This is a genomic window from Methylomagnum ishizawai (assembly GCF_019670005.1).
In the GTDB taxonomy this organism is placed as follows: domain Bacteria; phylum Pseudomonadota; class Gammaproteobacteria; order Methylococcales; family Methylococcaceae; genus Methylomagnum; species Methylomagnum ishizawai.
This window is the reverse complement of record NZ_AP019783.1, coordinates 3,685,515-3,704,294: the sequence shown is the minus strand read 5'-3', so window position 1 is coordinate 3,704,294 and position 18,780 is coordinate 3,685,515. Positions and strand designations below refer to the sequence as shown.

At 64.2% G+C, this 18,780-nt stretch carries 15 protein-coding genes; 12 read left to right on the top strand and 3 right to left on the bottom strand.

The window, feature by feature from the left end; genetic code table 11:
- Nucleotides 1-739 precede the first annotated feature (739 nt).
- Together K5658_RS16805 and K5658_RS16800 are read left to right on the top strand one after the other, a co-directional pair.
- Nucleotides 740-4,210 (top strand): PPi-type phosphoenolpyruvate carboxykinase family protein, encoded by a 3,471-nt coding sequence (locus K5658_RS16805; RefSeq protein WP_221064244.1) that lies wholly within the window; start codon nucleotides 740-742, stop codon nucleotides 4,208-4,210.
- A gap of 252 nt (nucleotides 4,211-4,462) precedes the next feature.
- A complete protein-coding gene (locus K5658_RS16800; RefSeq protein WP_221064243.1) occupies nucleotides 4,463-5,131 on the top strand; it encodes a hypothetical protein in 669 nt (222 codons plus the stop codon).
- A 58-nt stretch (nucleotides 5,132-5,189) separates the two neighbouring features.
- Here K5658_RS16800 and K5658_RS16795 read toward each other — a convergent pair whose 3' ends face one another.
- Nucleotides 5,190-6,284, bottom strand: coding sequence for a YkgJ family cysteine cluster protein (locus K5658_RS16795; protein WP_221064242.1), 1,095 nt, complete (start codon nucleotides 6,282-6,284; stop codon nucleotides 5,190-5,192).
- Between the two features lie 191 nt (nucleotides 6,285-6,475).
- Between K5658_RS16795 and asnB the strand changes: the two genes are divergently transcribed.
- From asnB to K5658_RS16775, 4 genes are all read left to right on the top strand, one after another.
- On the top strand, nucleotides 6,476-8,293 hold the full coding sequence (asnB, locus tag K5658_RS16790) for an asparagine synthase (glutamine-hydrolyzing) (RefSeq protein WP_221064241.1): 1,818 nt from the start codon (nucleotides 6,476-6,478) through the stop codon (nucleotides 8,291-8,293).
- A gap of 19 nt (nucleotides 8,294-8,312) precedes the next feature.
- Nucleotides 8,313-9,437 (top strand): glycosyltransferase, encoded by a 1,125-nt coding sequence (locus tag K5658_RS16785; protein ID WP_221064240.1) that lies wholly within the window; start codon nucleotides 8,313-8,315, stop codon nucleotides 9,435-9,437.
- A gap of 28 nt (nucleotides 9,438-9,465) precedes the next feature.
- Nucleotides 9,466-10,350, top strand: a complete 885-nt coding sequence (locus tag K5658_RS16780; RefSeq protein WP_221064239.1) for a CPBP family intramembrane glutamic endopeptidase — start codon at nucleotides 9,466-9,468, stop codon at nucleotides 10,348-10,350.
- 615 nt (nucleotides 10,351-10,965) lie between these two features.
- Entirely contained in the window at nucleotides 10,966-11,286 is a 321-nt protein-coding gene (locus K5658_RS16775) for an H-NS histone family protein (protein WP_085215384.1), read from the top strand.
- A 403-nt stretch (nucleotides 11,287-11,689) separates the two neighbouring features.
- Here the strand turns inward: K5658_RS16775 and K5658_RS16770 are convergent, their stop codons facing one another.
- Nucleotides 11,690-12,232 carry a beclin/Apg6 coiled-coil domain-containing protein gene (locus tag K5658_RS16770; RefSeq protein ID WP_221064238.1) on the bottom strand — a complete coding sequence of 181 codons (543 nt, stop codon included), beginning with the start codon at nucleotides 12,230-12,232 and terminating at the stop codon, nucleotides 11,690-11,692.
- A 211-nt stretch (nucleotides 12,233-12,443) separates the two neighbouring features.
- On the opposite strand from K5658_RS16770, the gene K5658_RS16765 reads away from it, so the two are divergent.
- The 3 genes from K5658_RS16765 to K5658_RS16755 all read left to right on the top strand — a co-directional run bounded on the left by K5658_RS16765 (nucleotide 12,444) and on the right by K5658_RS16755 (nucleotide 15,595).
- Nucleotides 12,444-13,184 carry a hypothetical protein gene (locus K5658_RS16765; protein WP_221064237.1) on the top strand — a complete coding sequence of 247 codons (741 nt, stop codon included), beginning with the start codon at nucleotides 12,444-12,446 and terminating at the stop codon, nucleotides 13,182-13,184.
- A gap of 77 nt (nucleotides 13,185-13,261) precedes the next feature.
- On the top strand, nucleotides 13,262-15,028 hold the full coding sequence (locus K5658_RS16760; RefSeq protein WP_221064236.1) for a patatin-like phospholipase family protein: 1,767 nt from the start codon (nucleotides 13,262-13,264) through the stop codon (nucleotides 15,026-15,028).
- A gap of 78 nt (nucleotides 15,029-15,106) precedes the next feature.
- Nucleotides 15,107-15,595 (top strand): hypothetical protein, encoded by a 489-nt coding sequence (locus tag K5658_RS16755; RefSeq protein WP_221064235.1) that lies wholly within the window; start codon nucleotides 15,107-15,109, stop codon nucleotides 15,593-15,595.
- A gap of 56 nt (nucleotides 15,596-15,651) precedes the next feature.
- On the opposite strand, the gene K5658_RS16750 is transcribed toward K5658_RS16755, so the two are convergent.
- Complete coding sequence (locus K5658_RS16750) at nucleotides 15,652-16,029, bottom strand: YajD family HNH nuclease (protein ID WP_221064234.1); 378 nt, start codon at nucleotides 16,027-16,029, stop codon at nucleotides 15,652-15,654.
- A gap of 191 nt (nucleotides 16,030-16,220) precedes the next feature.
- Here K5658_RS16750 and K5658_RS16745 point away from each other — a divergent pair, with 191 nt between their 5' ends.
- The 3 genes from K5658_RS16745 to K5658_RS16735 are packed head-to-tail and all read left to right on the top strand — an operon-like array spanning nucleotide 16,221 to nucleotide 18,704.
- Nucleotides 16,221-16,961: a TerC family protein gene (locus K5658_RS16745; RefSeq protein WP_246628474.1), complete on the top strand. Its 741-nt coding sequence runs from the start codon at nucleotides 16,221-16,223 to the stop codon at nucleotides 16,959-16,961.
- A gap of 12 nt (nucleotides 16,962-16,973) precedes the next feature.
- Nucleotides 16,974-17,399, top strand: a complete 426-nt coding sequence (locus K5658_RS16740) for a universal stress protein (protein ID WP_221064233.1) — start codon at nucleotides 16,974-16,976, stop codon at nucleotides 17,397-17,399.
- 51 nt (nucleotides 17,400-17,450) lie between these two features.
- On the top strand, nucleotides 17,451-18,704 hold the full coding sequence (locus tag K5658_RS16735) for a cysteine desulfurase-like protein (RefSeq protein WP_246628473.1): 1,254 nt from the start codon (nucleotides 17,451-17,453) through the stop codon (nucleotides 18,702-18,704).
- The last annotated feature ends 76 nt before the right edge of the window (nucleotides 18,705-18,780 follow it).

Sequence of the window (18,780 nt, the reverse complement as noted above, 5' to 3'; positions counted from 1 at the left end):
CTTCTGCTGCGGGTGGTTCCGGTTGGGATTGAACCGGGTATTGCTGTGACATCACAACGGGGAAACAGTTTCTTGCGCTTGCTATGAATCGGGTGACAAGTTCATGCGGGTGGGTGGGGGGCCATGGTGGGATTCGCCGGGGGTCCGCTATTTCCGTCCTAAACCGATGCCGGGGAAAATCAAATAATAGCCCATCATCGGGGGTTGGGGATATGTCAAAATGTCGCGGCGATATAGCGCGATGTTTTTGCTTTATATCACGCATATCCACCGTCAATGCGGGGCGCTTTGGCTTATAACAAGATTGCCTAGGCTTAGAGCCGGTGATGGCGGCAGCGCGGACCCTGGGAAAATCTCCGAGGAGATGAAATCGAGCAGTTATGGGTATATGTGCTTTTTAAAATGCCAAATTTATTGATTATTTATCCTGGGTATTTTTGTGTATTGGTGTTGGGTTATTGATTGTATTATATCGACCCAATATGACAATGATCCTAAAGCGGTCGCGAGGGCCGGGAGGCGGATGGGCGGGGCCGACGGAGCCAAGCACCAAGATCGTGCCATTCCGCTACGGCCCGCCCGGAAGCGGATCTTCCCGGCGGGCTTGGCCCGCCGGAACCGCCCGGATGGCGCGGCGTTCCGCCTGGCGGCTGGCTTCTTGCATAAGGGCGGTGTGCGGCTCGCGGCAGGAGCCTGTAAACTGCGCGCCCCGGTCCATCCTAAACCAAGGTTTAAATCCATGAATATCGAACAATCACTAGGTCTGGGTACCCAATCCCACGACCCCGAAGCCGAACGTCGGCGTTTGCAGCTTTATATCAACCTCAAGCTTTCCTCCACCGGGCAGCCCGTCGCCAGCCAGGCCGGCGACGACGAATTCATGTCCATCGCCCACGATTTGCTGAAGAGCTACCGGGAAAAGAACCGCCTCCTGACCCACCACCTCTGCCCGGTGGACCGGCGCGTCCAGGATTTCCTGGCGGCCTACCTGGAAGACCTGGGCGAGGAGGGCCAGGCCCATTTGCCCACCAGCACCTTGGTCCTGGACCGCTACGGCGTGGCGCGGGAATTGTCCTTGCCTTCGGATGGCGCTAGCTTCAAGTCCGATATCGTGTCCAGCTACCGGGTGCGGCAGGGCATCTTGCACAATCCGGCCAACGACCGCCGTACCACGCAAGGTTCGTTCCATATCGCCGAGGGCGGCCTGCCGATCCCCGGCGACAAGAAGGCCGTGCCCAAGCTGGCTTTCGCCCGCCTGCTGCGCAGCGCCCTGAATCCACCCGACGAACTCCTGGAATTGCCCTTCACCGCCAACCAACCGGAAAAGGCCAAGCTGTTCCTGTCCTTGCTGCTGCGTCCGGTGGTGTGCCCGGAGATTCCCGGCGTGCAACCCGAGAAGACCATGGAAATCCGCTGCTTCGCGCCCGGCAACCTGGTCAGCAACCTGGATTTCCTGGAAAGCATTTTCGGCAACGCCGGCAACCCGAACCTGCCCGAAAACGACGCCGCCCTCGATGTCGAGCATTGGACCGGCCACACCGGCTGCATCCTCCTCGCCCCGCACCTGACCCGGCTCACCAAAAAAGAACTCGGCCTTCCGCATTACGACGACGCCACCCCGCGCCAACGCGCCGACGGCATGTGCTGGCAGGATGAAGCCGAGCGCTACAACGACGGCAACGCCTTCAAGATCACCGCCCGCGACCTGCGCGGCGTCATGGTCACGATCCTGGCCGACAACTATTACGGGTACGGCAAGAAGGAGGTGAAAACCCAGATCAGCTACGCCGCCAACCTGTTCGGCCTCGCCGAGGAGGAACACGCCGGCGGCGCCTTGGCCTTCCAATGCCGCAACCATGGCGAAGAGTACGGAACCGACAGCCGTACCCGCGAGCAACCGGACCTCTATTCCTTCGAGAAGATGGTGGAACGCTACGGCGATATCATGGAGGTGCAAGCGGAGGGTTACGCCATCGACCGCGCCCACCCGGATTTGGTTTACGTGCCTTTGGATTTGCGGATGGATTTGCGTTCGCAGACCATCCGTTGGAAGAACGCCCAGGGCGAACAGGCTATCAAACTGCGCCCCGGCAAGATTTATATGCAGCCGCACGGCTACCGGGTCGAGATGCGCAAGCACCCCTCGGCCCCGTCCTGGCGCTTGATCGGCACCGACGCCGAAGGCGTGTTCTGCCACAAGCCCTGCACCGTGTCGGGCGGCGGCAAGTCGGAAATCTCCAAATCCATCGATGACGCGGTGATCTACGGCCCGGTGTTCGTGCAGGATTTCGAGGAGGATATGGCCCTGGTCGCGTCCATCTTCGAGCGCGATTACAGCAACCGGCTCAAGCCCGAATTCGCCCACGAGGACCGCGATCCCGGCCGCAAGGTGCTGAGTCCCGAGCGCAGCCTGGGCTCGGTCATCAAACTGCTGACCCCGACCGCCAGCAATACCGACGACTACGCCGCCTGGTTGGCCGCGATCCCCTCCCGCATCCTGTCCCAGGTGTTCATCATCAAGCGCTTCTATAAACCGGAATGGGGCGAGGATTGGCGCTCGCATTTCTCGGTCGATGTCATCAACGGGATGCCGGGCCACGCCTTGAAGTTGGACGGGCGCGAACTGGAGGCTTCTTACTTGCGCATCGGCCTGGGCAAAACCGGCAACTGGCGCACCTATAAAGTGCGGCAGGATTTCATCGCCGCCGAAAAAGTGCAGATGGAGGACGATATCAGCGCCTCCGTGGTGGTCAGCCGCGCCGTGTTGCCGAATTGCTCGCCCAAATCCTCGAATTCCAGCGTCAAGCTGGTGAAGAACTGCGAATACCGCTTGTTCCAGCGCCCGGACGAGGCCATCCATCGCGGTTTCGACAAGCAGACCGAGTTCGACATGGCCCAGCCCGGCAATTTCATCGCCAACTTCGAGCCTTTGATCGGCGAGCAGTTGGAGGGGATCGTCGAGGACGTGGTGGAGTTCCAGAAATACACCGACCCCATGCGCAACCTGCTGCAGGCGGCCTATACCGAAGGCGGGCAGTACGTGGTGTCCTCGGCCAATCCCCGGCTCATCGGCGGCAAACCCAGCAAGAACCCGCGTTATCTGCAAGTGCGTCCGGATATCCAAAAGCCCTTGCGCACCTACACCGCCGAGATCGGCACCCGTTTGCGCCGCCAGGTGCCCCTGGGCCAGCCCTTGGTGAACCCGGTCAACGCGGTCCTGACCGGCCGCCGCAACAACCCGCCGGAAAAGGGCATCCGGCCCCTGGCGGTGTTCAACCCGATCCATTACCAGGAACTGCCGGAACTGTTCATGGATTTCATCTGTAGCGTGACCGGCAAATCGCCCTCGACCACCGGGGCGGGCAGCGAGGGCGCCTTGACCAAGGGGCCGTTCAACGCGCTGCGGGCCACCGCCGACCTCAACAACGCCCTGGTCTCCTTCATCGTGACCGGCTATGCCGGGTTTTCCAGCGCGGCGGGCTATATCGGGCCGAACCTCCGGGTCGATCACGATATCAGCCTGCTCATCCCGGAAATCTGGGCGCGGTTGGAAGAACACGAGCGCGATCCCGAATTCCTCATCCGCAAAGGCTACCTGGAACCGCTGAAGGATTTCGAATACCAGGGCCGTTGGGTGCAGGCCAGCCGCCTGGGCTACCGCATCACCGACCGCTTCGTGTCGCGCTTCATGGGCAAGATTTTCGACAATCCCACCGTGGCGATGGACGAGTCCATCCTGAAGCCCGAGACCCAGGACATGGCGGTGTTCGTCGATGGCGTGAACAACATCGTCGAGGCCCAGCAGCAAGCCGCCCAGCATTATCTGGACGACGGCAGCATCGAGGACGCCTGCCCGCCGCTGAAAGCCCTGCTCCACATCATGGCGACCGGCAAATACCAGGGCAAGGACGCCCACGACCCGGAAATCCGCGCCCTGTTCACCCGCGAGTCCCTGCTGGATTCGGATTGGTACCGGCGGCGGCTGGTGGTCAAGCAGCAGCGCGATATCGCCCGCTGGGAGCGCCATTGCCAGGATTTGCGGGCCTTCCTCGCCCTGGAAAGCCACCGCGACGTGGCCCAGGAATTGGATATCCCGGGCCGTCTGGGCAAGGCCGAGTCCATGCTGGAACAGGCCCGTGCCCCCGCCTATCTCGATAGCCTCAAGGGCACCATCGGGGCGGATTTGCTGGCGGCCTATCCCACGGCTTGAGGCGGTTTCCCGGTTTGGAGGAGGCGGGTTCCGCCTCCTCCCCGCGAGCGGCGGTGGCGTCATGCCCCCGCCGCTTTTTCATGGGCCGCGGGAATCGATGCCCCGGCGGTGCCGACGCCGGGTCGGGGTATATACTTTTCCGCTTGGGATCGATGGCTATGGAAGGCGTATAGGCCCGTGGGGGGCGGCCGCCGCTTGTCGGGTGGGAAGGGTTTTTGTTTGTCTTATATCCGCGTCGCGCGAGTGTTTTTTATGCTGTATTCGAGAGAGCTATGTCTATTGAGCATCGGGACTTCATGCCAGGCGGAATGGCAAGCCCATAAGAATATCGAGCTGATTGCCGGGATAACCGGGATAGAACACCTGACCAAACGGGGCACCTATTTGGATTACATCATCACCCAGCCTGGGTGCGTGATCGAATGGTTGAGGGAGGGGGGGCCGGCCATCCCGCCGCTCGAAGAGTTATATATCCATGGCGGCCGCCCGAGGTGGAACCGGTATGGATTCCATTTTTGGCATGATTTCCCCAGGCAGGAAGGCAGCCTGGAGATGATCCGCGAGAACTACGACAACTTCGCCAGCAAGCGCGCCCATGTCCGCAAAAACCTCGAACTAGCCGGGCGGGCCAAAAGGCTGATCGTCCTATGGTCCAATCTCCAGAACAATATCCATAACGGCCATATACCCGAGGTTTGCCTCGATCCGGTCGATTATGGCGTCTTGGTGGCGCTGAAACAGGAGGTCGCGGGCTTCTTCGGTCGGGATATAGAGTTCGTCGTGACGACGCGCCCGGACAGGATCGTCAATCCTCCCGCTGAGGACGACGGTTTTGTTATATTCGAGCCGGATACCAGTAGTTGGGAGGGGAGCGATCCCCAATGGACCGCGCTGTTCAAGCGGCTGTTGGGGGAGGGCTGAGTCCATCGCGGGGGTCGGTCCCGCCGCCCAGCCGGTTCCCGCGGGCACCCGCACCGCCTCACAGCGACAAACCCACCCGCCGCCGCGCATCCAGGCAATGCCCGCCGCCCAGGGTGAATTCGCGGCAGGTCTTGGGCCGGTCCGCGTAGATGGCGCAGGCGTAGGGTTCGCAAGCGGTTTTGCCGCCTTGGAGCGCCGCGCAACGTTCGCCTTCCCGCCGCAGCTTGAGATGGGTGCCGCCGTCCACCACCAAATCCGGATGCCGCTTGATCAAGGGTTCGCGCCTTGCAATCTCCACCGAATGGTAAGCCTCGCGGCAACACGCCCCGCAGGTCTGGCAATCCAGTTCCGTGGCGGGTTCGTAACGGGCGCAGGCGGGCGCGTCCGGGGCGAGGCGGATGCTCGGGGCGTGGCGGCAGTGCCGGTGTCCACGCGAGATATAGCCCCAGGCGCAATCGGCGCAGCCCGCATCCGCATGATAAGCCGCCACGGGCGCATGCCCGGCGGGATGCGGGGCGGGCGGCGGGTCCGCCGTGGTCCATAGCGAGGGTATGGTTTCGGCGCGGAGGCTCCGGGGCACCAGCGCGGCCAGATCGGCGCTGGCCTTGAGCGCCTCGCGCAAGGGTGCCCAGCGCAGGCCCGAGGCCCGCCACGCCGCGATCCGCGCCGCCACGCAGGAGCGCTCGCGGCGTCCGCCCGCTTCCGCCGGGGCCGTGAAGGGATCGGCGGGCAGGCCATCCCAGAACGTCACCCGGTAATCGGTGGTCGGCGCGAAAAACCGCCTGAGTCCCACGCTCCCGGCCAGATAGGCTTGCAGCCGCAAACAAGCGTGTTCCCGCCACGGGTTGCCCTGCCGGGTGTTGTCCAGTCCCCAATCCTCCCGCTTTTCCCCGGTCTCGCCTTCGACCAGGGCGTGGCAGAGTTCGTGGAAAATCATTTGGGCCAGCGAGTCGTCGGGATCGAACAAGTCGTCGGTGCCGATGAGGAGGGTGCCGCGGCCGTCGGTCGAGGCGTAGGCGGCGGGCGAGCGCTCGATGCGGAAGCCGATGGCCTCGGCGCAGGCGACCCAGAGGCGGGCGAGCGGGTCGTCGTAACGGTGGGCGGGGCGGCGGATGAAGCCGCCGGTCGGAGCGGGGGGCGCGTGGGTGGTCATGGGTGGAGGAGCGGATACGGTGGCCAGGGGCGGGATTTTAGGCGGGCGGCGGCGGCGAAACCAGCCGCCGCGATCAATCTCCGTTGCGGTGCCGTCGCCCGGCGGGTAGTTTATGCGGTTTTCCGTGGCCGGTGGGCGGGACTCCGTCCCTGCCGCGCCGGTTGCGTCCATCGGATTCACCAAGGAACATCATGTGCGGTATCGCGGGCATCGTTAGCCGGACGGGGCGGGTCGAACCCCAGGTATTGGAACGGGCGGCGCAACGCCTGGGCCACCGGGGACCGGACGGCCATGGCATTTTCACCGAAGAGGGCGTGGGTCTGGCGCATACCCGGCTGTCGATCATCGACCTGGGCGGCGGTCGCCAGCCCCTCCTGGAGGGCGGGGGCCGGCTCGCCCTGGTCGCCAACGGCGAAATCTACAACTTCGTGGAACTGCGCCAGGCGATGGAAGCCGAGGGCCGGGCGTTCGCCACCCATTCCGACTGCGAAACCATTCTCCACGGCTATGCCCTGGACCCGGTGGATTTCGTCGAATCCCTGCACGGCATGTTCGCCTTCGCCCTGTACGACCGGGAGCGGGGGCGGGTGGTCATCGCCCGCGACCGGTTGGGCATCAAACCGCTGTATTACGCCGAACTGCCCGACCGGGTGGTGTTCGCCTCCGAAATCAAAGCGCTGCTGCCCTTGCTGGGCCGGACCCCGGCCATCGATCCTACGGCCTTCGCCCAATTCCTGCAAAACCAATTCAGCACCGGCGTGGAGACGATCCTCCAAGGCGTGAAGCGGGTCTTGCCTGGCGAAATCATCCAGATCGACACCGGCAGCCTGCGCCTGGCCCGCCGCCGCTATTGGACCCCGTTGCGGGTCCAGACCCGGAATATCGGCTACGCGGAAGCCGCCGAGGAATTCGACGCGCTGTTCCACCAAGTCATGCGCGAACATATCCGCTCGGACGTGCCCTATGGCCTGTTCCTGTCGGGCGGGCTGGATTCGGCCATCCTGTTGGGGATGCTGGACCGGCTGTGCGACGGGCCGATCCGCAGCTATTCGGTGGGCTACCGCGACGTGGAGATGCGCGACGAACTCTCCGACGCCGAGTGGATCGCCGGGCGCTTCCGCACCGAACACACGGCTTTGCGGCTGGACCGGGACGAAGTGTTCGGCCAGTTGGTGCGCTCGGTCTGGGCCACCGACGATCTGATGCGCGATTACGCCTGCCTGCCCACCGCCGTCCTGGCCCAGCGGGCGGGGGCGGGACTCAAGGTGGTGTTCAGCGGCGAGGGCGGCGACGAGGTGTTCGCGGGTTATGGGCGCTACCGTCCCAACCCTGGGCGTTTCTGGAAAAACCTGTGGTCGCCGGGTTCGGAGGGCTTCAAAACCCGCCCGCAATTGCAGCCCCGTTGGACCCGGAAACTGTTCGGTCCCGCGCTGGCCGAGGCCAACCGCCAGTTCCGCGCCCCCGTCATCGCCGCCTGGCGGGAGACGCCCCGGTCCTGGAGCTATCTCCAGCGCGCCCAATACACCGATATGGTCACGGCCCTGCCGGATAACCTCCTGGTCAAGGCCGACCGCATGTTGATGGGCTTCGGGGTCGAGGGCCGGGTGCCGTTCCTGGACCACCGGGTGGTGGAGTTCGGCCTTGCCCTGCCCGACCGGCTCAAGGTCGATGGACGCACCGGCAAGCATTTCCTCCGGCGCTGGGCCGGGCGCTGGTTGCCGCCCGAGCATATCCACCGCAAGAAGCGCGGTTTCCATGTGCCGGTGGGCGAATGGCTACGGGGGGAGTTCCTCGACGGGTTGGAACGGAGGCTGGTCGCCAATCCGGCGGTGGGGGCGTGGTTCGATGTGCGGGCTTTGCCGGCGATGTTCGCGGCGCAGCGCGAGACGGGCGGGGCGGCGCGGGAAATCTACAGCCTGCTGCAATTCGCGCTTTGGCACCGGCTGTTGCTCGAACAGCCCGATGTCCAACCTTCCGCCGCCGAGAATCCTTTAGAATGGATCGGATAATCCCAACCCGGCCCCGACCATGACCCCGAAAATCGCCATCTTCGTCGCCACTTCCGGCCATAGCGGCGTGGACCGCGCCATGAAGCACCTCATACCCGCCCTGGCCCGGCGCGGCTACCGGGTGGACCTGTTGAAGGTCCAAGGCCACGGCCCCGAACTCGGCCCGGTGCCCGAGGGCGTCCGCGTGGTCGATCTCGGTAGCCGCCATACCTATGGCAGCCTGGGCGCGGTGGTACGCTATCTCCGCGCCGAGCGGCCCGCCGCCTTGCTGTCCGACAAGGACCGGGTCAACCGCACGGCGCTGCTGGCCCGCTGGCTGGCCGGGGTCGAGACCCGGCTGGTGCTGAGTTCCGGCACCACGATCTCGGTCGATCTGGCCCACCGCGGCGCGTTCGAGCGTTGGTTGCAGCGCAATTCCATGGGCAAGCTCTACCGTTTCGCCGACCAGGTCATCGTCACCTGCGAGGACGTGGCCGACGATATGAGCGCCTATACCGGCTTGCCGCGCCCTTCGATCCGGGCCGTGCCCAGCCCGGTGGTCCCGGAGCGCCTGTTCACCGAGCCCCAGCCCCGGCCCGACCATCCCTGGTTCGCGCCCGGCGAGCCGCCGGTGATCCTCGGGATGGGGGAACTCGGCGCGCGCAAGGATTTCCCGACCTTGCTGCGGGCCTTCGCCCGGCTGCGGCGGGAGTTGCCGTGCCGGCTCATCATCCTGGGGCGCGGCAAGCAGCAACGGGCCTTGGAAGCCCTGGCCCGCGAACTGGGCGTGGCCGGGGAGGTGAACCTGCCGGGGTTCCAGCCCAATCCCTATGGCTTCCTGGCCCATGCCGCCTTGTTCGCCTTCACCTCGCGCTGGGAGGGCTTGGGCTTCGCCTTGATCGAAGCCCTGGCCCTGGGCACGCCCGCGGTATCGACCCAATGTCCCAGCGGTCCCAGGGAAATCCTGGGCGATGGCCGCTACGGGCGCTTGGTCCCGGTCGGCGACGACGCGGCCCTGGCCCAGGCCATGCTGGATACCCTGCGCGATCCCTTGCCCCCCGAACGGCTGCGCGAGGCGGCCCGCCCCTACGGCATCGAGCATAGCGCCACGGTTTATCTGGAGGTTTTGGGCTTGCCGCCCCATTGCCCCGGATCGCCGGATTAATTCTCTTCCCATCCAAGCCATTTTCCCTATGTTCCGCCCCATCCTGCTGGCGGCGCTCGCGCCCGCCGCTTATTTATTGCTCTGCGCTTGCGTCGGGGCCTTGGCCGCCTATCCCTTGGCGTTGGCCCTGCACGGGGCCATGCCCTTGCATGTGGTGATCGGGCGCTTATCCCAGGGTTTGTTGTTCGTCGGTATTCCACCCGTGATGCGGGGTTTGGGCTTGCGCTGGACGGACTTCGGATTCCCGGCCCGTATCGGGCCATTCCTGAAACAGGTCGCCGTGGGTTTCGGGTTGGGACTCGCCATGCTGGGCCTGCACGCCGTGGCGCTGGTGCTGTTGGATATCCGTGTCCCCAATCCCGCCAAGATCGCCACGGCGGCGCAAATCCAACAGGCCGCCCTCAACGCCCTCTTGACCGGCTGCGCCGTGGCCCTGGCCGAGGAGCCGCTGTTCCGGGGCTTTTTCCTGGGCGCTTTGGATAAGGCCGTGCCCCGGCTGGCCGCCATCGCGATCTGTGCCTTTTACTTCGCCTTGCTGCATTTCCTCAAGACCGGCATCAGGCCGGAATTCGCCGATATCCATTGGTATACCGGACTGCCCGTGGCGTTCGACGCCTTCGCCCAATTGCCGGGGCGCATCCAGCCCGATTCGTTCCTGGCCTTGTTCATCGCCGGGGTGTTGCTGGCCCTGCTGCGCTTATCGGGGCGGGGCCGGTTGGGCTATTGCATCGGGCTGCACGCCGGTTGGGTCTTCGTCATCAAATTCGCCCGCGCCCTCACCAAGGGCAATCCCAATGCCGAACTCGGCTTCCTGGTCGGCGGTTATGATGGCGTGATCGGTTATCTGGCCGCTGCTTGGATGACGGCGTTGATCCTGGGGTTAGGGTGGTGGAACCGCCGCGCCGCGTCTTGATCCGGGGCCGGGTTATATCCGGCTATCGAGCGGTTTAAGCGTTTTTTCATCCCTTTGGGGTATCCCGGAGCCGTCCGCTGGAAACCGATAACGCGGCGACTGGTTTATTTAAGCCGGTCCTGGGCTGGAAAGGCTATGATGTGGTGCTTTTGACCCTTTTTGCGCCATCTTTCCTCAAGCCGTTGGCGCTTGATAATTATCGTTCGGGGCTGGCGCTGTTGTTCCTGTCGGATTCCCCGGTTTATCCACCATCCCCCGGTTCCGCCTCGGAATAATGTATCGGAGCGCGGCGGAGTATCTCGGTGTGGGTCGCCGATTAGACATTGCGCCCGGTGGATGGGAAGGCCGGCCGGGATTTGGGCTGGGCTAATCGAATAGCCTTCCCCCATTTCCGCGCCGGAGGATTCCCGTTCGCCCTGCGGTTAAAGTGGATTTCCCCGGCCAGCCGCCCCGAATCAAGGAAAATCATCCGCTTACTTTGCCAGGAGCGGCGCGGCGTGGTGGAGTTCTGGGTGTTTTCCCAAAACCGGGGATCGGGCGGAGAATAGTGCCGGACTATTGCTTATAAAAGCGGGCGCTGGCTATAATAAGGTTTTCATGTAAAGGTAAACCCCTATGTCTGACAATATAGCCACCCTGTCCGAAGTCGAATTGGCGGAACTCATCGCGAACGCTTCCAAGGAGCTGGAAGCCAAAAGGCATGGTAAGAAGCGGGAAACTATCCTTAAAATCAAGGAGTTGGCCTCCTCCATCGGTATGCACGTGGAGATTAGCGAAGGCGATAAGAAACCCACCACCCGTAAGGGAACCTCGGTTCCGGTCAAATATCGCGACCCCAATAATGCCAAGAACGCCTGGACCGGCCGCGGTATGAAACCCCGTTGGTTAACCGCCTACCTCGAACAAGGCCGTTCCCAGGAGGAATTCCGGGTATAGCATCCCGCCGCTTTTCCCCTCCACCCTGGATATTGCCCGGAATTGACGCCGCTCCGCGGTTCCGGGCGAGTCCACCACGGTTTCCGTGATTCCTCCCCTCTTTTTCTCCCCGGATATCGCCGATATCCGCTTCCCAGGCCCGGTTAAGAACCTAGGCGGTTCCCGCGGTCGGGAAGCCTTTGGGATTCCCAGGTATTTTTCATCCAGCCCCAAGGCCGGTAAACCCCCGGCGGCGTTGCCCACGGATTTCCGCGGCGCCCGCCAGTAATCCAGCACGTGGCCGGCCGGGCAAACGCTTGGCTTTCAATAATGCGGTGGTGTTTTCCCCAAAGGGGCCGCCTTCCGGGATATAAGGCGGGGTGGCGCGTGGGCCGGGAACCGCGCCCACGCGGCGGCGGGCGGGTTATTTCATATCGGCGGGATTGGCGCCCTTGGGGAACAACGGCGCTTCGCTGCTGACCTTGAGGTCCGACAGCAGGGTGATTTCGTTCTCGACTTGCAGGAACCGCGCGGCGGTGGTGGCGGAAGTGGCCGCTTTGATGCGGCGGTAGTATTTCGCGGCCAATTCATTGCGGCGCTGCTTCATTTTCAACATGCGTTCCGCCAGGTTGTCGGCGATGGCGTTGGTCATGTTGTCGTAGTAGGTCGCGAAGTCGTGGATGATCTGGTAGCGCTCGTCCTGGATTTTGCGGAGTTCGGCCTCGTATTGGTGGTATTCGTTCCAAAAGGCGTCGTGTTCGGCGGCGTCGAGGTCCATCGCCTCGTCGATCAGGGCTTCCTTTTTGGCGCGGAATTGCGCCCGGTCGGCTTCCAGCGCTTTCGCTTCGGGATCGTTGGGCGACAGGGGGGCCAGCGGTTTGGGTTCGCTGGCGCAGCCCGCGAGCAGGAGGGCCGCGCAGAGGACGCTCCAGCCGGTCCGGGCGTGTGGGACGGGGTGGGGATTCATGGTGGTTCGGATTCCATAGGTGGGTCGGGCTGGGGATTTTACCCCATCCCGCCAACGGGGGATCGCCGGTGTCGGCGGGGAAGGTTGGCATCGGTGGCCGGGGCCCTGGTGGGACGGGTTGGAAAGCGGCATGTGAAGTACTTATGATACGTGCTTGCCGCGTTCGCCTGTTTTAAGCTTTCGCCAATTCCCTATAGTAAGGAGTCCAGCCATGGTACTTGTGCCCAATTTTGTGGATGATCCCCGCCAAGCCCGCCACGCGGCGATGGCCCGATTGCCGACCGAGAGCGGCAACGACTTCATGGCGGCGCTGCGGACGCCGTCGGAGCGTTCCCCGCTCACCGGCCTCAAAGGCCTGTTCCTGCGCTTCAACCAAATCCGGGTCATGGATAACCATAACGCCATCCTCGGGGTGGACACGCCCGCCGATGTCTATCCCATCATCCTGGTGACCAGCGACGCCGCCGACCTGCCCTATCAATTCCAAACCAGCCGGGTATTCAACGATATCAAGGATATGGATACCCTGCCCATCAACGATCCCAACGACGGCGACAGCGGGTTGGATGTCGCCAGGATCGTCACCGCCGGGGATAAAACCCCCCGCTTCCTGGATATCCATGTGGTGCTGATGAAAAGCAACGAGAAAAGCCGGGATATCAACAAGGCCATCCACGACGCCCTCGAATCCGACACCGGCAAAAGCTTGGCGAATACCCTCGGTACCGCCGCCACGGCGGCCAATCCGGTGGCGGGCGTGATCGTGAATGCCGGGACCGCCTTGCTGTCCTTGGTGACCGGTATCCTGGCCGGGCAAAAGGACGAGCAGATCTTCTACGGCGTGGCCTCCTACGAGGCCGATCCCGACCATTTGGGGATCGGCGGGCGCAAGTTCATGACCGACCGCAAGAACGCCACGGTGATCTACGAGGTCGTCGGGCAATACCGCTGACCGTCGCCGGTCCCGGCCTCGGGGCGGCGCGGCCCGCCGCCCCGCCCCAATAACCATAAATCCTGTAGGAGGCTGCCATGTCCGATCCCATACCAGAATCCCAAGCCCCCGCCGCCGCGGGCCGGTTGGGGCTCGCCTTTTCCGGCGGCGGTTTGAGGGCGTCGTTCTTCCATATCGGCGTGTTGGCGCAGATGGCCCAGCGCGGCCTGTTGCGCCGGGTCGAGGTGATTTCCACGGTATCCGGCGGCTCCATCCTGGGGGCGCTGTATTATCTCCACGTCAAGAAACTGCTGGAGCGCGAGCCCGACGCCGAAATCACCGACCGGGACTATGTGGAGATCGTGGCGGCGCTGGCGGGCGATTTCCTGGCGGCCACCCAGCGCAATATCCGGATGCTGGCCTTCGCCGATTTCGCGGCCAACTGGAAGCGGCACCGCGGCGATTATTCCACCAGCGACCGCCTCGCCGAACTCTATGACCAATTGCTGTATCAATCGGTGCTGGACAAGGCCCAGGTCGGCGACCCGGTCGAAATGCGGAAGCTCAAGATATTCCCGCCCGGCCAGCCCGATTTCCATCCCAACCGCCACAACGGCGACCGCAAGGCCAAGGTGCCCATCCTGGTCGTCAACGCCACCACCTTGAACAGCGGCAACAATTGGCGCTTCACCGCCCAGGACATGGGCGAACCACCTTCCAATAACAACGATATCGACAAGAAGCCGATCCGGCTCAAGCGCCCCAGGTCCTATGACGATATCGTGGTCCACCAACAGGATTTCCCGCTCGGCCACGCGGTGGCGGCTTCGGCCTGCGTGCCGGGGTTGTTCCCGCCCCTGTCCATCACCGGGCTGTACCAGGATGGCGAGGAGGCGATCCAGGTCCAGTTGGTCGATGGCGGCGTGCATGACAACCAGGGCGTCACCGGCTTGATCGACAACGGTTGCGTCGAGTTCGTGGTCAGCGACGCCTGCGGGCAGATGGGCGAGCAACCCCGGCCCGGCACCGATCTGGTGGCGGTATTGTCGCGGGTCAGTTCGATCCTACAGGACCGGGTGCGGACGGCGGTGCTGGAAAACCTGTTCACCTTGACGCGGAACGGGCCGGGTTCGGTGGCGTTCATGAGCCTGCGCCAGGGCTTGGGCTACCGCGAACTGTATTGGAACGGCCCCGATGGCCAACCGTACAAACAACCGGAAGTGCAACTCCCCACCACGGAGCGGTTCGGCGTCGATCCTGCGGTGCAGGAATTGCTGTCCGCGGTGCGCACCGACCTCGATGCCTTCAGCGAGGTGGAGGCTTATTCGCTGATGCTGGACGGCTATTTGATCGGGGAACAGGGCTTGGGGAACGTGCCCTTGCTGGCGGCGGGAGAGGAAGCCTGGGAGTTCCTCGAAATCAAGCCTTGGCTACGGCTGCCGACTCCCGATTATCTCAAGCAACTGCGGGTGGCCGGACAAACCTTCGGCAAGGCTTTGTACCTGATTCCCTGGCTGTCGGTCCTGGCCTTGGCCGTGGTCGTGGCCCTGCTGGTGGTGTTGGCCCCGCAAATCCAGGCGTTCTTGCAAAGCTGTATCCCGGTGCTGTTGATCGCGGCCCTGCTGCTGGGCTGGCTGGTCGATCAACTGCTGCCGAAGTTGGCGAAGCTGTTCCGGGTTTTCCAATACTTGATCGCGCCCTGGGCCGCGCTCAAGCGCTGGGTGTTGAATGCCGGACTGGCCTTGGTCGGCACTTTGTTCATCAAGCTCTACCTCGCCTTCATCAATCCCCTGTTCCTCAAACGCGGCAGCTTCGAGGCGCTGAAGCGCCGGGGCGTGCCCGGTGCCCCGACCCCTCCGGCTTGATAGCGATCCCTGGCCCGGATGCGGCATGGCCGAATCCGGGCCAGGGGGAATGATCCTCAAAAATAGGAGCAAAGCATCATGGTCACACCTTGCCAGTTAATCCATGCCAGCCGGTTGGCCTACGCCATTGCTTTCGCCCTGGCTTACGATGGCGCGATGAAGGCGCTGACGCGGCGCTATGAATACCTGGACGATATCGTGCCGCATTTGCCGCCCCATACCGGGTCGTGGTTCCAGATGTTCCAGGGCGGGCAGGCCGTCGGCGCGAAAATCGCGGTGGCCGCCAGTCCGGCGGCCTTGGCGCAAAAACCGGGATTCGACGCCTTGCTGAAGCGGGTCGGGCAGGTGTTGCAGAAGATCGAAAACCATACCCTAGCGCTGGATAATTATGTGTCGGTGGGCACGTTGGAATTCATCGATTGGGCGGACAAAATCCAGGGGGATTCCTGGTCGCTCAGCGTCCACCGCGAAGTGCGCCTGGCCGAATTATTATTGACCTTGCAATTCCTGCGGATCGCCGGGGACCATTCCAGCGATGGCGGGTATTTGAAAGTGCCTTGCCGCTGAAGCGATGGCTTCCGGTCCGATAGGCGCGGCCTTGGGTGGCCGCGCCGCTTCCCGCCTCATTCTTTTTTCAGCAAATCCCCCAACCCCGCGAACGCCTTGAAGCTTCCGGTTTCCTTGGGTTTTTCCGCCGCGCCCTTGCCGTAGAGGGCGGCGTTCATATGGCGCTGATGCTCGTCGTCGTGGCAGTACAAGCACAGTAGCTCCCAATTGCTGCCGTCCGCCGGATTGTCGTCGTGGTTGTGGTTGCGGTGGTGTACCGTGAGTTCGTGCAGGTTCTTCAGGTCGAACTCGCGGGCGCAGCGGCCACAGACCCAGGGATAGAGCTTCAGGGCTTGTTCGCGGTAGCCTTTTTCCCGGTCTTCCTTGTCGCGGCGGGCGTCGGCGACGACCTTGTCGAGCTTGGCACGGTTGGGCTGGGGACGTTTGATGGGCATGGTGTCGTTCCTTTATCGTCGGGATGGGGTTGTGGAACCGGAGTGTAAGTCCGGTGCCGCTCGCCTACAATGCCGCCATGGCCGGGCGATATTCGCCGCCGCCTGCTACAATCGCGGCCCTTTGCGCGGTCCCGCCGCGTCCGCCGCCCATCCCCCAACCCGGAACCCAACGCAGTCCTGGAGACAATCGGATGCCCGACCTACTGATGGACCCCCAATTCTGGATCGGCCTGGGCCAGATCATCCTCGTCAATATCATCCTGTCCGGCGACAACGCGGTGGTGATCGCCCTCGCGGCCCGCTCGCTGCCGGAGGCGCAACGCCGCAAGGCCATCCTCTGGGGTTCGTTCGCCGCCATCTTCATGCGGGTGGTGCTGACCCTGGTGGCGGTGCAGATGCTGAAACTCCCCTATCTCAAGCTGATCGGCAGCGGCTTGTTGTTCTGGATCGCGGTGCAACTGCTGCTGCCCGAGCAGGAAGGCGGCCACGGCGGCGACAAGCCCCAGGGCTTGATCGGCACCATCCGCACCATCTTGCTGGCCGATCTGGTGATGAGCCTCGACAATGTGATCGCGGTGGCGGCGGCGGCCAAGGGCAGCCTGCCCTTGCTGGTCATCGGCCTCGGCGTGAGCATCCCGCTGGTGGTGTTCGGCAGCACCCTGATCCTCAAGCTGATGGACCGCTTCCCGGTCATCATCACCGTGGGCGCGGCCTTGCTGGGCTATGTATCGGGCGAGATGCTGGTCACCGATCCGGTGTTGTTGGCTTGGTTCGAGACCCACGAAGCCCTGCATATCCTGATCCCGCTCGCCACCGCCGCCACCGTGGTCGGGGTGGGTAAAACCCTGGCCCGCCGCGCCGCCGCCGCCAAGCCGCCGGCCTTGGTGGACCTCCTGGCCGAAGACCCCGACCCTACCGCCAAGCCCGATTGATGGAGAATCCCTATGCTTAAATTGCTGATCCCCGTGGACGATTCCCCGAGTTCCCTACGTCTGGCCGAGCATTTGTACGCCCGGCTGGCTTGGTACAAACCGCCGGTCGAGGTGCATCTGCTCACCGTGCGCCCGGCTTTGCACGGCGATGTGGGGATGTTCATCGATGGCGAGCAAATCCGCCAATTCCACCAGGAGGAGGGCTTGAAGGTGCTGGCCCCGATCCGCGAGCGCCTGGACGCCGATGGCATCCCCTATCAAATCCATATCGGCGTGGGCGACCCCGCCGAGGTGATCGTCCAATACGCCAGGGAAAAGGACTGCGACGAGATCGTGATGGGGGCCAGTGGCCGCAGCCCGTTCGCTGCTTTCTTCACGGGTTCGGTGCCGGCCAAGGTCTTGCACATCGCCGACCTGCCGGTCTCCCTCATCAAATAGGCCGGGGCGGTCGCCATGGACAAACCGGTGGCAGGACAGGGGCCGCGGCCTTTGGACCCCGCTTGGGTCCGCGCTTGGTTCCCGGCCCTGGCCGAGGAGATCGAGGGCCGGGTGCCGGTGTTCTTCGATGGTCCGGGCGGGGCGCAGGTGCCGGGCACGGTGGTGGAGGCCATGGCCCGCTATCTGGTCACGTCCAACGCCAACACCCACGGCGCCTTCGTCACCAGCCGCGAGACCGACGCCTTGATCGGCGCGGCCCGCGCCGCGCTGGCCGATTTCCTGGGCTGCGCCGCCGACGAGGTCGTGCTGGGGGCCAATATGACCACGCTGGCCTTCCATCTGGCCCGCGCCCTGGGCCGCGAACTGGTGGCGGGGGACGAGGTCGTCGTCACCCGGCTCGATCATCACGCCAATGTCTGCCCGTGGCGGACCCTGGAGGAGCGGGGCGTCGTGGTGCGCGTGGTCGATATCCATCCCGAGGATTGCCGCCTGGACCTGGACGATCTCGCCCGCCAGCTCAATCCCCGCACCCGGCTGGTGGCGGTGGGCTATGCCTCCAACGCGGTCGGCACGGTCAATCCGGTGGCGGAGGTGGTGCGGCTGGCCCATGCGGCGGGGGCGTGGGCGTTCGTGGACGCGGTGCATTACGCCCCGCACGGTCCCATCGATGTCGGGGCGCTGGATTGCGATTTCCTGGCCTGTTCCGCCTATAAATTCTACGGGCCGCATCTCGGGGTGTTGTACGGCAAGCGCGCGCATCTGGCCCGGCTCCGCCCCGACAAGCTGGCCCCGGCCCCGGACAGCGTGCCGGGGCGCTGGGAAACCGGCACCCAGAACCATGAAGCCCTGGCCGGGGTGCTGGCGACCCTGCAATATCTGGAGGCGCTGGGCCGCGAGGTCGCCCCTGGGGCCGGGGACCGCCGTGCGGCCCTGGTCGCCGCCATGACCGCCAGCCGCGACTACGAGCGCGGCCTGTCCCGCCATTTGCTGGCGGGGTTGGCCGGGATTCCGGGGCTGCGGGTCTATGGCGAGGCCGATCCCGCCCGGACCGCGAACCGCACGCCCACCGTGGCGCTCCGCTTGGCCGGTTGGACGCCCGCCCAGTTGGCGCGGGTCTTGGGCGAACAAGGCATTTTCACCTGGCATGGCAATTTCTACGCCCTGGGCCTGTGCCAGCGGCTGGGGGTGGAAGCGGACGGCGGTTGGCTGCGGATCGGACTCCTGGCCTACAACACGGCCCAGGAAATCGACCGCCTGCTGGACGCCCTGCGCCGGTGCGCCGCCACCCCGCCGCCCGCGGCTTGATTCCCGCCCGCCGCTCCGAAGCTCCGGTCCCGATTCCCCCCGCCCGCCGTTCCCGGAACCCCGTGCCATACTTGCC